The following is a 14926-nucleotide window of genomic DNA, read 5'->3' as shown; positions in this document are numbered from 1 at the left end:
TCCCGATACGAACCGGGCAGCCGACGCCGAAACGGGCGGGCCCGGCGCCGGTGCCACGCCGCCCGTCCCCGGTGGACCGGGCTGGGACAAGCCGACGATCCAGGTGCAGCAGATCGGCCCGCTGCTGGAAGAGGAGGCGGAGCGCAACGCCGCAAAGGCAGCCCGCGACGCTTCGACGAGGCCCGCAGCGACCACCTCCGCCGCCGACCCCCCGGTCAGCGCACCACCGGCCAGCAAATCCCCTGCTGACACGCCGTCGGCCGGCTCGTCCGGGATGATCGCTTCCGCAGCGAGCGCACCGCCGGTGAACACGTCCCCGGTCAGCGGACCGCCGGTGAGCCCGCCCGGTGCGAGTGAAGGCGGCTCGGATGGTGCACCGGTCACCGACGCCGGTGCGCCTCCGCCGGGCGGCGCACCGCTGCCCACCGCACCCCACATCAGCGCGCCGCCCGCCGGCGCCGCGCCCACCAGCGCCGCGCCCGTCAGCGCGCCACCGGTCAGCGGCCCGCCCGCCGCACCGGTCAGCGCCGCACCGGCCGTGGGCTACCCGCCACCGGCCGGCGGACCCGCACCCGCCTATCCGCCGCCGATCAGCGCACCACCCGCGCCCGGCCACCCGACGCCGACCGGTGGGCCCCCCGTGCCACCCGTCAGCGGCCCTCCTGGGCCGCCGATCAGCGGGCCACCCGCTCCCGGCTACCCGTCGCTGACCGGCACACCACCCGCGCCACCCGTGAGCGGGCCTCCGGGCCCGCCGATCAGCGGACCACCCGGCCCCGGCTACCCACCGCCGATCAGCGCGCCGCCCGGCCCCGGCTACCCGCCACCGGTCAGCGCGCCGCCCGCCGGACACCCACCGGTAAGCGCTCCCCCCGGCACCTATCCGCCGCCCGTGAGCGGACCACCTGCGGCACCGGTCAGCGCCGCGCCGGTGAGCGGTTCCTCCGTACCGCCGTGGGGCATGGTCGCGCCGCCGTGGAGCAGCGTCGCCCCGTCCCAGCCGGTCGACCGGCCCACCGACCCGGAGCCGGAGGAGGACGACCCGGCGCCCGCCGACACGGCCGGCGAACCGGAGCGGGACGCACCGGAGCCGAACCGGCCGATGACGATCTACGAGGATCTGCTGGACTTCCCCGAGTCCACGCGACCGGAGCCGCCGGCCCAACCGGAGCAGAGCGCGTGGCCGGCGACCCCGCCGATGTTCCACCAGCAGCCGGTCGAGCAGCAGGGCGCGTACCCGATGGAGCCGGAGCGGTCGGGCCGCAATCGGACGGTGCTGGCCCTGGTGGTCGGCGGTGCGGTGCTCGCGGTGGTGGCGGTGGTCGGTGTCGGCGCGGTGTTGCTGAACCGGGAGGCGGCGCCGCCTCCGGCTCCCGCGCCCGCGTCCGGCTCCGCGTCGCCGAAGGTGGCCGGGCCGCCGCCGGGTGACCTGAAGCTGCGCGACGACACCACGACCGTGACGGTGACCTGGACCGATCCGACGAACGGCGGGGTGCCGTTCGTGGTGGCGGGTGGCCGGGCCGGGCAGAAGCTCGGGGTGATGGCCACTGTGGACGCCGGGCAGACCCGGTACACGGTGAACGGACTGAGCGCGAAGCTGGACTACTGCTTCACGGTGCTGGCTGTCTATTCGACCGACTCGTACGCCACCTCGGGCCAGGTCTGCACGGACCGGGAGGGCGGCGGCACGCCGAACTGAGACGACACGCTCGGTGTCCACAGGAGGACGGTGCGGGTTTCACCGGCTCCGCACGGCACCTATGATGGCTCCCGGCTCTGGGGAGGGTCCGCCGTGCTCGGCGGTTCTCCCGCACCGACACGGGGAGGCAGCCGGCAGTGACCACCATCGAGGACGTCACGGGCACCGGGCCGGAGCCGGCCCGCCCACGGTCGCGGATGCGCGGCGGGCTGGTGACCATCGGCACGGTGGCCGCGCTGCTGGCCGCGATGGGCCTGACGGTGCTCGGGCTGGGTGCGGCCGACAACGCGGTGGCGAGCTTCGACGCGTCCTCCTGGTTGTGGAGCACCACCCGCAGCGAGCTGGCCCGGGTCAACGGCGTCACCGCGCGGGTCGACACCCGGATGGAGGTGCCGGGCGGGCGCCGGCACCAGATGCAGGTGGCCCAGACCGACCGGCTGCTGATCCTGCGCGACCTCAACACCGGCCGGGTCAGCTCGCTGGACCTGGCGACGTTGCAGATCACGGCCACCACGCCGACCGCGCCGGGGCTCGGGGTGAGTGTGGCGCTGCACGAGGACGCGGCGTTCGTGGTGGACGCGGTGCAGGGCATCGTCCGGCAGCTCGACCCGCGGGCGCTGACGCCGGTGGGCGAGCCGGTCCGCTACCCGCCGGGCATCACCGGTGGCACGTTCGACGGCGCGGGCAAGCTGTGGATCGCGGTGCCCAGCGAGGGCACCGTCTCGGCTGTGACCGCCGCCGAGCTGCCGGAGACGCCCGGTGACGCGCCGCCCGCCGGGCTCAGCCCGAAGCGGGTCGAGACGTACGACGTGGCCGAGCCGGCGCACGAGCTGGTGGTGTCCACCCTGGACGAGGGTGTCGCGGTGCTGGACCGCACCTCGGCGTCGCTGGTGACCGTGGTCGGCGGGCAGACGCAGCGGGCGGAGTTGAGCATGACCGCGCCGGGGAACCTGCCGACGCGTACCAGCGGGCCGCAGGTGCCGGTCACGGTCTCCGGTGACCGGTCGGTGCACGTGGTGCGGGACAGCCGCGAGGTGAAGCGGTTCACGGTGCCCGGCACCGGCGCCCGGCTGAGCCCGGCGGTGTCGTGGGCGGGCCGGTTCTACTGCGCCGACGAGAACACCGGCACGGTGTACGCCTTCGACACCGAGGGTCAGCTCGTGCAGACCGTGAAGGGCTCCGGCCGCCCCGGCCCGGTCGAGCTGGAGGTGCGCGAGAACCACCTGTTCATCAACCCGCCGGACTCCTCCACCGCGCAGGTGGTCGACGACCGCAACCAGGTCCGTGAGGTCGACAAGTACGCCAACGACGTGCTCGGCGGCGACCCGCCGCCGGTCGCTCCGCCGCCGCCCCCGCCGAAGAAGCCCAAGGTGTCCAAGCCGGGTGCGCCGAAGTCGGTGACGGCCGCCGCTGGTGACGCGTCGGCGCGGGTGAGCTGGCAGGCCGCCGCGTCCAACGGCGCCGAGATCACCCGGTACGTGGTGGAGGGCGCCGGTCAGACCCACCAGGTCGGCGCGAACCAGCGTGCGCTGGAGATCACGGGTCTGACCAACGGTGAGACGTACACGTTCTCGGTGCACGCGGTGAACGCCAAGGGTGAGGGTCCGGCGCGGCGCAGCAACCCGGTGGTGCCGACCGCCGAGGTGCCGGACCCGCCGGCGTCGGTGACCGCCGAGGCACGGCCGGACGGCACGGTGCGGGTGAGCTGGCCCGAGGCCGACGGCCAGGGCAACAAGATCGCGAAGTACGCGGTGACGGCGACCTCGGCCGGCGCGAGCGCCCCGGCCGGCGAGTCGGCGAAGACGGAGCTGGTGGTGCCGGCCGGGCAACTGGAGTACGGCACCCAGTACGCGTTCACCGTGACCGCGGTGAGCGAGAAGGGCGCGGGGTCGAAGGCGTCGCCGGTGAGCAACACGGTGGTGCCGTTCACCACGCCGAAGGCGCCGACGGAGCTGCGGGCGTCCACTGTCGCCGACCAGCCGGGCACGATCGCGGTGCAGTGGTCACCGGCGGTGGACAACGGCCGCCCGGTGACGAAGTACGTCGTGGAGGCCGCCGGGAAATCGGTCGAGGTGACCGACGTGCGGGCCACTGTCGGCGGGCTGGGCAACGGCCAGAACGTGACGGTGAAGGTCAAGGCGGTGAACGAGGCCGGGCCGGGGCCGGAGGCGAGCACCACCGCGCGGACGGTGGCCGAGCCCCGGATCACGGTGACCGGCTCGTCGGCGGACGCCACGTCGGTGACCGTGACGTTCACTGTGGACGCGGGCGGCGGGCGCGCCACCTGCACGGCGGCAACGGGCGGGAAGACGGCGAGCGGCAGTTGTTCCAGCCTGCGGGTGACCGGCCTGACGCCGGGTACGGCGTACACGGTGACGCTGACCGCGAGCAACGCCGCCGGTAAGGGCACCGCCTCCCGCGCGCAGACCACCGACCCGGTGTACGGCATCGCCACGTGCAAGAACGGTCCGGACGGCGACCAGCGGACGTACTGCGACCGGGAGATCCCCGGCGAGCGCAACGGCAACGAGATCTTCGAGGTGCCGCGGCAGGACAACGACCGTCAGGCGGGCTGGGTGCGTGACGGTACGCGGCTGCGCACGTACTGCAAGGTGAAGGGCGAGGACGTGGACGCCTGGATCTACAACAACAACAAGCAGAGCACCTGGTGGGTCCAGGTGGAGTACAAGGGCAAGACGTACATCCCGTGGGCCTGGCTCAACCTGGAGGGCGGCGACGACCTCGGCGTCCTGCCCACCTGCTGACCGCACCCGAGAGGCGCATCCGTGAACACGCACGAGCCGCTGAGCCAGCCGGAGGTGCAGGGCTTCGCCGCCCTGGCCGCCCGGCTGGCCGACAACGTCAACGCGGTCGTGCTCGGTAAGCCGCAGGTGGTGCGGCTCGCGCTGACCGCGCTGTTCGCGCAGGGGCACGTGCTGCTGGAGGACGTACCGGGCGTCGGCAAGACCACGTTGGCGCGGGCCGTCGCGGCGACGGTGAAGGGGCAGTGGCGGCGGATCCAGTTCACGCCGGACCTGCTCCCCTCCGACGTGTCGGGGGTGACCATCTTCAACCAGGCCAGCCGGGGCTTCGAGTTCCACCCGGGGCCGGTGTTCGCCAACATCGTCATCGCCGACGAGATCAACCGGGCGTCCCCGAAGACGCAGTCGGCGCTGCTGGAGGTGATGGAGGAGCGGACCGTCACCGTGGACGGCGTACGGCACCCGGTGCCGCAGCCGTTCCTGGTGGTGGCCACGCAGAACCCGGTGGAGATGGACGGCACCTACCGGCTGCCCGAGGCCCAGCTCGACCGGTTCCTGGTGAAGCTGTCGGTCGGCTATCCGGACGAGGCGGTCGAGGTGGAGGTGCTGCGCGGCGCCACGGTCCGCTCCCCCGACTCGCTGACCGCCGTCACCGACACCGCGACGGTGGGCGAGATGGTGAAGATGGCCCGGCGGGTGCACATCGCCGAGCCGCTCTACGCGTACGCGGTGCGGCTGGCCGCGGCGACGCGTACCCATCCGCAGGTGCGGGTCGGGGTGAGCCCGCGCGGGGTGATCGCGCTGACCCGGGCGGCGTGCGCGTACGCGCTGATCGACGGCCGCGGCTGGATCATGCCGGAGGACCTGAAGGCGCTCGTCGAGCCGGTGTTCGCGCACCGGCTGCTGCTCACCCCCGACGCGCAGGTGCGTGGTGTGACGCCCGCCGAGGTGCTGCGCCAGGCGGTCGCGTCGGTGCCGGTGCCGCTGCCGTCGGGCCAGGCCACAGCGGTGCACGGCTGAGCGTGGGGATCACCGCCCGTGGCATCGGGCTGCTCGTCGCCGCCCTGGTGCTGCTCGGCGTGGGGTTCCGGTACGCGTACCCGGAACTGACGGTGCTCGGCGCGGCGGCCGGCGTGGCGGTCGGCTACGCCGTGGTGAACGCGGCCTGGCGGCCCCGGCTGAGCGTCGAGCGGCGGGCCGACCCGGACCGGGTGGCCCGGGGTGAGCCGGCGGCGATGGAGCTGACGGTGCGCAACACCGGCCGGTTGCGGGCTGCGAACCTGGTGGCCGAGGACCGCTGCGCCGGCGCGCTCGTGCCGGTGCCGCTGCTGCGGTTGCGCCCGGGCCGGGACACGGTGGCGCGGTACGAGGTGCCGACACATCGGCGTGGGGTGGTGCCGGTGGGGCCGCTGCGGGTGGTGCGCCGGGATCCGCTGGGGCTGGTGGCGCTGGCGCGCGGCTACGGCGGCACGGTGCCGGTGTGGGTGCACCCGCGCATCCACCCGCTCTCCGCGGTGCCCACCGGCGCCGGGCGCAGCCTGGACGGGCGTACCGACAGCGTGCCGCACGGGTCGATCACGTTCGACTCGCTGCGGGAGTACGTGGTGGGCGACGAGCTGCGCCGCGTGCACTGGCGCACCAGCGCCCGGGTGGGTGAGCTGATGGTGCGGGAGAACGTGGACACCAGCCTGCCGCGACTGGTTGTGGTGCTGGACAACCGCGCGTCCGCGCACCCGGACCGGGTCGGTGGCGTCGCGGAGTCGTTCGAGTCGGCGTGCGAGGCGGCGGCGTCGGTGGTGGCCGCCGCCGTGCGCGAGGACCTGCCGGTGCACCTGCTGCTCGTCGTACCGGCCGAGGTGGAGCCCGCGGGTGCGGCCGGACCGCTGGACCGGCTCGCAGCGGTGGAGCTGGCGGACGCCGGGCCGGACGTGCTGCCCGCCGCGACGGGCAGGCTGCGGCGGGACCGGCTCGGCGACACGCTCGTCTTCCTGACCGGGCCGGGTGGCCGCGACGACCTGGGGCACGTGGGCGCGCTGCGTGGCGCGTACCCGTCGGTGGTGGTCGGGATGTTCGGCGCGGACGGGCCGACACCGGCGGGCGCGGCGGGCCTCACGGTGCTGGACGCGGCCGACGGCGCGGCGTTCGCCGCCGAGTGGGACGGGGTCCGCCGGTGGTGACGCCGCCGCGGGTCGAACCGTCGGCGGACGGGCGCGTGACCCGGGCGCTGCGGGCCGTGCCGGTCCCGGCCGCGCTGATCGTGCTGGTTGCGCTCTCCGGCGTGGTGCTGGGCCGGGTGTACGCGGACCCGCTGCTGACCCGGCTCATGGCCGGCGCGGCGGTCGGCTCGGTGCTGGTCAGCGTGGCCGCCCGGCGGCTGCCGTCCTGGCTGGTCGCGCCGCTGTCGGTGGCCGCGCTGGCCGGGTGGACACTGCTGTCGCTGCGGCTGGCCGCCGCGCACGCGGCGCTGCCCGGCGGGCTCGGCGAGGTGACCGCCGACGCGGCCCGCAACGCGATCCCCCGGCTGCTCACCGCGATGATCCCGGTCGAACCGGCCCCGGACACGGTGCTGGTCCCGGTGGTCGCGGCGTGGCTGGCCGGGCTGACCGCCGCCGAGGTGGCGCTGCGGGCCGGGCGGGTGCTGCTGGGCTACCTGCCGCCGGCGCTGCTCTACGCGGGCGCGCTCTACGTGGTCGGGCCGAACGCGGATCCGGCGATCGGCCCGACGGTGCTGTTCGCGGCCGTCGCGGCGGCCGGCCTGGCGACGCCCGGGCGCCGCGACGGCCCGGCGCCCGATCCGGTCGCCGGCCTCAGTCCTGCGGTACGCGCGGCGGTACGGCTGCGTCTGGTGGCGGCGAGCGCGGCCGGGCTCGCAGTGGTGGTGGCGCTGGCGGCGCTGCTCGCCCCGGTGGTGGCCGCCCGGGTCGACGAGCGGCCGGTCGACCCGCGCCGCTACGTGGAGCCGCCCCGGGTGGAGTCGCTGGACGAGAATCCGCTGATCCGGATCTCCGGGTGGGCGCTCAACCCGGACCAGCGGCTGCTCGACGTGCGTACGAGCGGGGGCGCGGCCGGGGACGGGTCGCCGCGGATCCGGCTGGCGGTGCTCAGCGACTACGACGGGGTGACCTGGCGGGTCGGCGCCACGTACCGCAACGCGGGGCGGATCCTGCCCGCCGCCGAGCCGGCCCCGAACGCGGCCACCGACGAGGTGCGCCAGGAGATCACGGTCGGCGACCTGAGCGGGCGGCTGCTGCCGGCGGTGCCCACGCCGCGCGAGGTGACCGGCGCGCGGGTGGCGTACGACCCGGCGACCGGGACGCTGATCCGGCCGGAAGGGCTCGCGCCGGGCCTGCGGTACGAGGTGTCGTCGGTGCGGGAGCGCCCGGACGCGAACCTGCTGCCCACGGCGAACGTGCCCGCCGGTGACGAGGTGGCCCGGGTGTTGCGGGTGGCCGACGGCGCGCCGGAGCCGGTGCGACGGCTCGCCACCCAGCTCGCCGAGTCGAACGGCGCCCCGTACGCGCGCGCCGACGCGATCGCCGCGTTCCTGGCCGAGCACTACCGGGTGACAGCCGACGCGCCCAGCGGGCACGCGTACCCGAACCTGGCGTTCTTCCTGTTCGGACCGCGTAACGGCGGCGGGCAGCGGGGCACGTCGGAGCAGTTCGCCGCCGCGTTCGCGGTGCTCGGCCGCCTCGCCGGCCTGCCGACCCGGGTGGTGGTCGGGTTCGAGCCCAAGGGCGACGGTCCGGTGCGGGCCGCCGACGCGTACGCCTGGCCGGAGGTGCTGTTCGACGGCGTCGGCTGGGTGCCGTTCGACCCGATGCCGCGTCCGGACTCCGAGCCCCGCCCGGTGGAGGAGGACTTCCGGCCGCAGCCGGAGGATCCGCCGCCGTCGGAGGTGCCGGCGCCCACCGAGGAGCCGAGCGCCACTCCCCCGGCCGCCGCGCCCGCGCCCGGCCGGAGCGAGGGTGGGCTCGGCACGCCGGTGCTGGTCGGCGGCGGTGCCGGTGGCCTGCTGCTGGTGGTCGGGGCGGTGCTGGCGGTACTCGTGGCGATGCGCCGCCGGCTGACCCGCTCCCGGTTGGACGCCGGTGACCCGGGGGAACGGGTCGCCGGTGCGTGGCGGGAGCTGACCGACGCGCTGCGGCTGGCCGGGCACCCGGTCGGGCCGGACCTGGCGGCGGCCGAGGTCGCCGAGCGGGCCCGCCGGACGCTCGCCGACGCCCGTGCGGCGCGGCCCGGAGAGGGCGCGGCGAGCGGCGACCCGGATGGCGCGGCGGTGGACGAGCTGGCCGGTCTGCTCAACCAGGCGGGCTTCGCGCCGGGCAGCGTCACGCCGGAACAGGCGGAGCGGGCCGCACGGCTGAGCGCCGGCTTCGCCGACGCGCTGCGCGCGGCCCGGTCACGGTGGCGACAGGTGCTGTGGACGGTCCATCCGGGGCCGCTCCGGTGGCGACGCTGATCAACAGCCGTAGCCGGATCGCCGGGCCGGTACCTCTACGAGCCGTCCTGAGCCGGCGGCCGGCTTACCGAAGTAGGGTGAGCGGTGATCTGGATCAGGAACCGGCGTTTTCGTCTGCTCTGGACCAGTACGCTCTTGTCCAACCTGGGCAATTGGCTGATGATCGTCGCGGTACCGGTTCACGTCTATACGATGACCGGGTCGACGCTCAGCAGCGGTTTCGCCTTCGTCGCGCAGACCCTGCCCGCGATCGTCTTCGCGCCCCTGGCCGGGGTGCTCGCCGACCAGTGGGACCGGCGCGCGGTGATGGTCGGCGCGGACCTGCTGCGCATGGCCGTCGTGCTCGCGCTGGTCGTGGTCGACGATCCGGGCATGCTGTGGCTGCTCTACACGGTGATGTTCTTCGAGAGCGCGATCGGGCACGTCTTCCAGCCCGCGGCCCGGGCGGTGGTGCCCGCCATCGTCGGCCGGGGCGGTGACCTGGAGGCGGCGAACTCGTGGAACACGGTGGCGAGCGGCATCGTCCGCCTCGCCGGCGCGCCCCTGGGCGGCGCGCTCTACGCCCTGGTGGGTTTCGACGCTCTGGTGCTGATCGACTCCGCGACGTACCTGGTCTCGGCCGTACTGATCTTCGGAATGGGCCGGCTGCGGGTGGCCGACGACGGACACCGGCCGGGCACGTCGTCCTGGCTGGCCGCTTTCCGGGGGCAGATCCGGGAGGGTCTTGCCTTTCTCTTCGGGCATCCCGTCCTCCGCACGACGCTCGGCGTCTCCAGCATCTTCCTGATGGCGAACGCCGCTCTGAACGTGCTTCTCGTGCCGTACGTCATCAGCGTCCTCGGCGGCGACGCCGGCGATGTCGGCGTGCTCATGGCCGCGCTGGGCGGCGGCTTCCTGGCCAGCGCGTACGTCGGCAACGTGCTGTCCCGAAGCGGTCTCCTCCGGCTGTCGTTCACCGGCTGCCTGGCGGCGATCACCCTCTGCTTCGCGGGGCTCTTCCTCATCCAAGACTTCGCCGCCGCGCTGGTCTTCATCGCCCTGGCCGGCCTGCCCGGTGGCGCGTTGCTGATGCTGGTCCAGGTTCAGGTCCAGCGCCACACCCCGGACCGCCAGCTCGGCCGGGTCGGATCCGCCTTCTCCGCCGCCGAGATGGCCGCGACCGTCGTGGGTGCCTCGGCGGGCAGCATCGCCGGGCAGCAGTTGCCCCTCATCACCACGGTCTGGCTCGTGATCGGCGTACTGGCGGCGGGCGCAGCAGTCGCCGCCCTCCTGCTACCCACCCGGTCCGGACCGCCGGCGGCGGAGCCGGTGGCGACGGCAACTCCGCCGGCGACAGCCGGAACCGGTGGCGACGGCTGAATCGCCGTCGATCCGTCACGACTGAGGGGAGTTCGCCCGCAGCTTCCGGACGAGCTTGCGCAGCCCGGCCTGCCAGCCGTCCGGGTCCTCGGCGCGACGGCGGGCGTAGTCGGCGACCTCGGGGTGCGGCAGGATCAGGAACCGCTCCTCGGCCAGCCCGGCGACGACCGCGTCGGCGACCTGGTCCGGGGTGAGGATCGTCCCGGACGCGGCGATCACCCGGGCGCCCAGGTGCCCCTCGGCGAGGCCGTCGGCGAGCATCGGGGTGTCCACGCCCTGCGGGCACAGCGCGCTGACCCGGATGCCGGCGTCCCGGTAGGTGATCGCCAGCCACTCGGCGAGACCCACGGCGGCGTGCTTGGTGGCGGTGTACGGGGCGTCGCCGACGGCGGTCAGCAGTCCGGCCGCCGAGCAGGTGAGCAGCAGGTGTCCCTGGCCCCGGCCGAGCATCCCGGGCAGCACAGCGCGGGCGCTGTGCAGGTGCCCGAGCACGTTCACCTTCCAGGCCCGGTCCCAGTCGGCGTCGGGCGCGTCGATGCCACCGCCGGTGGCCACGCCGGCGTTGGCGCAGAACAGGTCGATCCAGCCGTGACGGCGCTCGGTCTCCTCGACGAGCGCGTGCACCGCCGCCTCGTCGGTGACGTCCAGCCCGACGCCGCTCGCGACCGGGCCGATCGCTTCGGCCGCCGCGCGGGCCGCGTCGGCGGCCAGGTCGGCCAGGACGATCGCGGCGGCGCCCTCGGCGGCGAACCGGCGGCCCAGCGCCGCGCCGATCCCACCGGCCCCGCCGGTGACCACCACCACCCGGTCGGTCAGGTTCATCTCAGGCCACCTTTCCGGGGCCGAGCCGGGGCAGCAGGTCCATCCAGGCCGCCGCGCCGCCCTCGGTGATCTCCGGCGTGGGCAGCACCGCGATGACCGGCACGTCGACGCCGTTGTCGGCGTACCGGCGGACGGATGCCACGCACTGCTCGGGCGAGCCGTGCAGCACCAGCGCGTCGACCACCTCGTCCGGTACGGCGGCGGAGGCGCCCCGCCGGTCCCCGGCGGCCCAGGCCTCCCACATCGGGCCGAGCGAGTCCTCGCGGCCCAGCCACCTGTGGAAGGCGGCGTACGCGGGCACGGTCAGGTAGCCGGTGATCATGCGGCGGCCCAGTGCGCGGGCGTAGCCGGCGTCCTCGGTGGGGCAGACGAAGATGCGGGCGGCGACGTCGAAGCCGGGCCGGCGCTCCCCCACCTCGGCGAGCGCGGTCGGCACGTCGTCGGCGGCCAGCCAGTTGAGGATCACCCCGTCGGCCTCGGCTGCGGCCAGGCGCAGCATGCCGGGGCGCAGCGCGGCCAGCACGACCGGCGGCGGCACGCTGGGCGGGCGCTCCAGCGTGAACCGCCGGACGGCGAACGTGTCGAACGCCCCGTCGACGGTCTCGCCGCGCAACGCGGCCCGCAGGAACCGCAGCACGTCCCGGGTGCGCTTGAACGGCTCGTCGAACGCGATCGCGTTCCAGTCGCGTACCAGTACCGGCGAGGAGGAGCCGACGCCGAGCGCGAAGCGGCCCGGCGCGGCCTCGGCCAGCGCGGCGGCGCTCATCGCGAGCAGTCCGGGCCCTCTGGTGAACACCGGCGTGATCGCGGTGCCGAGGCGCAGCCGTGGCGACCACGCGGCGGCCAGGGCCAGCGGGGTGAACGCGTCGGCGCCGGCCACCTCCGACGACCAGACGTCGGTGAACCCGGCGTCGTCCAGGGCCGCGTAGACAGCGGCGTGGTCGGCGAGCGGAATTCCGCCCAACGGCACGGTCATTCCCCATCGGTTCGTCACCCGTCGATGGTGCCCGTCCGGCAGCGCCCGGAGCAAGATCCAGGCAGATATGGGTGATCCGCTCCGAGTTGCCGGGAAAGAGTGTTACGACTGCCGCATGAGTCGGACCGGGGACGGGGCCCGGCGGTGAGGACCGCCGAGCCGGCCGCGCTGCGCAGCTCCGGCGGCGGACCCGACCGGGCCACGTTCCTGGAACTCTTCTTCGACCTCGTGTACGTGTTCGCGCTGACCCGGATCTCGGCGCGCGCCTTCGAGGACCTGGTGCTGGAGGGCGGGCAGACCGGCTGGACGGCGGTGACCGGCGGCGGCAAGACACTGCTGTTGCTGCTCGCGCTCTGGGCCGTCTGGCAGGGCACGGCGTGGACCACCAGCCGCTACGACCCGCACCACCTGTGGTTGCAGGTCATCGTGATCACCGCGTTGATCTCGGCGATGGTGATGGGGGTGGCGATCCCGCGCGCGTTCAGCCACAGCGGCCTGATGTTCGCCGCCGCGTACGTGGTGGCCCAGGTGAGCCGGCCGGCGATCCTCGTGCTGGTGCTGCACAGGCAGCAGTACCGCCGGCTCAAGCTGCGCATGCTGATCACGTTCTGCGCCACGGGTGTGCTCTGGCTGGCCGGCGCGCTGCTGCCGGGCAGCGCCCGGGTGGTGCTCTGGACCACGGCACTGCTGCTGGAGTACCTCGCCGCCCGGTTCGGCTGGCCGATGCCCGGTCTGGGCCGCTCGACCGTCTCCCGGTGGGACATCCACGGCGAGCACCTGGCCGAGCGCTACCAGCAGATCTTCCTGGTCGCGCTCGGTGAGACGATCCTGCTCGCCGGCCTGGCCTTCACCCGCTCCCCCACCAGCCCGGGCATGGTCGCCGCGTTCGCCGTCGCGCTGGCGACCTCGGTGCTGCTGTGGCGGATCTACGTGCAGCGGGCCGGGCAGATCCTGGGCGAGGCGGTGACCCGGGCCGCCCATCCGGCCACCGTCGGCCGGTCCGCCGCCGACACCCACCTGGTCATGGTGATCGGGGTGGTCGCCACCGCGATCGGCTACGAGCTGGTCATCGAGCACCCGGCCGGGCACAACGAACTGCCCTGGCTGGCCATGATCCTCGGCGGGCCGGCCGTGTTCCTGGCCGGCCGGGCCCGCTTCGAGTACGAGGTGTTCGGCCGCGTCTCCCCGTCCCGGCTGGTGGGGATCGCCGCGCTGCTGCTGCCCGCACCGCTGCTGGTGCGCCTCGCGCCGCTCGTCGCGGCGATCCTCGCCGCGCTGGTCCTCACGGCGGTGGCGGTGGCCGACGCGCGCCGCGCCTGGGGCCGCCCGCCGGAGGAGGCGGCGACGCCGTTCTGAGCGGCGACGCCGGTGCGGCACACCGCTACCGGGCTACGATCCGCGCGTGACCTTCTCGCTCGTCGCCCGCTCCGCCGACGGGCACCTGTACGGCGTGGCGGTGGCCAGCCGCTTCCTCGCCGCCGGGGCGCTCGTGCCGGCCGCCGAGGCACTGGTGGGCGCGGTCGCCACCCAGGCGCACGCCAACCTCGCCTACCGGGCGCAGGCGCTAGCGCTGCTGCGTACCGGCGTCAGCGCCACCGACGCGGTGGCCGGGCTGGTCGCCGCCGACCCCGGCCGCGACGACCGGCAGCTCGCCGTGGTGGGGGCGACCGGCGACGGGGCCACCTGGACCGGACCGCGCTGCCACCCCTGGGCGGGCGGGCAGGCCGGCGACGGCTGGGCCGCGCAGGGCAACATCCTGACCGGCCCGCAGGTGATCGACGCGCTGCGCGACGCCTGGCTGGCCCGCGACGACCTGCCGTTCCCGCAGCGCATGCTGGCGGCGCTCACCGCCGGTGACGCGGCCGGCGGTGACCGGCGCGGCAGGCAGAGCGCCGCGATACTCGTGGTGCAGCGCCACGGCGGCTACGCCGGCACCGGCGACGAACTGGTGGACCTGCGCGTGGACGACCACGACGACCCGGTCGCCGAGCTGCGCCGCCTGCTCGGCATCCACCACATGCTGTTCGGCCGCCCCGACCCGGCCACGCTGCGGGATCTCACCGGTCCGCTCGCGGCCGAGGTGGCGGAACTGCTCGCCGCCACCGGTCACCCGGTCGGCCCGGCCGGCCTGGACGACGCGCTGGCGGCCTGGACCGGCCTGGAGAACCTGGAGGAACGCTTCGTGCCCGGCCGGATCGACCCGATCGTGCTGGAGCACCTGCGGCGGTGTGCCGGGCGCTGAGCGGAGATCAGCCGCCGAACGCGAGCCGGCCGATGCCGGCACGGGCCAGCTCGGCCTGCTCGTCGCCGGTCAGCGGCAGCCGCCCGGTGGCCTTGCGCAGCACGGTGAGCGCGTCCCAGCGCAGGCCCGGCGGCACCGGCGCGCCGCCGGTGAGCACGCCGACCACCACGGCCGCCGCGGGCGGGGTCAGCCACGGCGGCCGGTCCAGCGCGTCGGCCAGGTCCAGGCCGTGCACCGCGACCTCCACCACGCGGGTACGCAGGAACTCCGGCAGCGCCATCGCGTCACCGTGCCGGGTGCGCACCACCCGGCCGGGCGGCGCGGCGGCGACCGCCTCGTCGGTGGCGCGCCAGGCCCGGCCGAACTCCCCCGCCACCTCGGCCGCGCCCGGGTGCTCCCGGGCAGCCCGGCGTGCCGAGTCGACGCGGTCCCGGTCGACCGGCGGGCTGAACTTGGCCGCGCCGAAGTAGGCGGCGGCGTCGACCTCGGCCCGGGGCGGCGCGGGTTCGGCGAGCATCAGGGCCAGGCGCCCGGCTCCGGTGCTCACGTGCGCGATCAGGTCGCGTACCTGCCAGGGCGGGCACGGGGTGGGCCGGTCCAGCGC

11 protein-coding genes and 1 pseudogene are annotated in these 14926 nt (G+C 75.3%); 8 read left to right on the top strand and 4 right to left on the bottom strand.

Features of this window, described 5'->3' with window-relative positions:
- Window positions 1-468, bottom strand: a pseudogene (locus tag EAD96_RS31755) (hypothetical protein); the annotation flags it as partial.
- Between the two features lie 424 nt (window positions 469-892).
- Between EAD96_RS31755 and EAD96_RS29745 the strand changes: the two are divergent.
- From EAD96_RS29745 to EAD96_RS29720, 6 genes are all read left to right on the top strand, one after another.
- Window positions 893-1699 carry a fibronectin type III domain-containing protein gene (locus tag EAD96_RS29745; protein ID WP_233586229.1) on the top strand — a complete coding sequence of 269 codons (807 nt, stop codon included), beginning with the start codon at window positions 893-895 and terminating at the stop codon, window positions 1697-1699.
- 197 nt (window positions 1700-1896) lie between these two features.
- Window positions 1897-4464 (top strand): fibronectin type III domain-containing protein, encoded by a 2568-nt coding sequence (locus EAD96_RS29740; RefSeq protein ID WP_199733339.1) that lies wholly within the window; start codon window positions 1897-1899, stop codon window positions 4462-4464.
- A 21-nt stretch (window positions 4465-4485) separates the two neighbouring features.
- Window positions 4486-5481: a MoxR family ATPase gene (locus tag EAD96_RS29735; protein WP_013287288.1), complete on the top strand. Its 996-nt coding sequence runs from the start codon at window positions 4486-4488 to the stop codon at window positions 5479-5481.
- 2 nt (window positions 5482-5483) lie between these two features.
- Window positions 5484-6638, top strand: coding sequence for a DUF58 domain-containing protein (locus EAD96_RS29730; protein WP_121686565.1), 1155 nt, complete (start codon window positions 5484-5486; stop codon window positions 6636-6638).
- Window positions 6639-6673: 35 nt separating this feature from the next.
- The gene (locus EAD96_RS29725) at window positions 6674-8923 is read left to right on the top strand and encodes a transglutaminase domain-containing protein (protein WP_233586228.1); all 2250 of its coding nucleotides are present in this window, start codon (window positions 6674-6676) and stop codon (window positions 8921-8923) included.
- A gap of 84 nt (window positions 8924-9007) precedes the next feature.
- On the top strand, window positions 9008-10282 hold the full coding sequence (locus EAD96_RS29720; protein ID WP_121686564.1) for an MFS transporter: 1275 nt from the start codon (window positions 9008-9010) through the stop codon (window positions 10280-10282).
- Window positions 10283-10297: 15 nt separating this feature from the next.
- On the opposite strand, the gene EAD96_RS29715 is transcribed toward EAD96_RS29720, so the two are convergent.
- Both EAD96_RS29715 and EAD96_RS29710 read right to left on the bottom strand, forming a co-directional pair.
- A complete protein-coding gene (locus EAD96_RS29715) occupies window positions 10298-11104 on the bottom strand; it encodes an SDR family oxidoreductase (protein ID WP_121686563.1) in 807 nt (268 codons plus the stop codon).
- Between the two features lies 1 nt (window position 11105).
- The gene (locus EAD96_RS29710; protein WP_121686562.1) at window positions 11106-12080 is read right to left on the bottom strand and encodes an LLM class F420-dependent oxidoreductase; all 975 of its coding nucleotides are present in this window, start codon (window positions 12078-12080) and stop codon (window positions 11106-11108) included.
- A gap of 144 nt (window positions 12081-12224) precedes the next feature.
- Between EAD96_RS29710 and EAD96_RS29705 the strand changes: the two genes are divergently transcribed.
- Both EAD96_RS29705 and EAD96_RS29700 read left to right on the top strand, forming a co-directional pair.
- Window positions 12225-13436 (top strand): low temperature requirement protein A, encoded by a 1212-nt coding sequence (locus EAD96_RS29705; RefSeq protein ID WP_120569061.1) that lies wholly within the window; start codon window positions 12225-12227, stop codon window positions 13434-13436.
- A 46-nt stretch (window positions 13437-13482) separates the two neighbouring features.
- Window positions 13483-14322 carry a DUF1028 domain-containing protein gene (locus EAD96_RS29700; RefSeq protein WP_121686561.1) on the top strand — a complete coding sequence of 280 codons (840 nt, stop codon included), beginning with the start codon at window positions 13483-13485 and terminating at the stop codon, window positions 14320-14322.
- 7 nt (window positions 14323-14329) lie between these two features.
- Here the strand turns inward: EAD96_RS29700 and EAD96_RS29695 are convergent.
- The coding region (locus EAD96_RS29695) for a maleylpyruvate isomerase N-terminal domain-containing protein (protein WP_121686560.1) at window positions 14330-14926 on the bottom strand (597 nt) is incomplete at its 5' end.

This window comes from Micromonospora sp. BL1 (genome assembly GCF_003667485.1).
Lineage (GTDB): Bacteria > Actinomycetota > Actinomycetes > Mycobacteriales > Micromonosporaceae > Micromonospora > Micromonospora tulbaghiae.
Note: the sequence above shows the minus strand (reverse complement) of the source record. Positions and strands in the feature narration are given on the sequence as shown.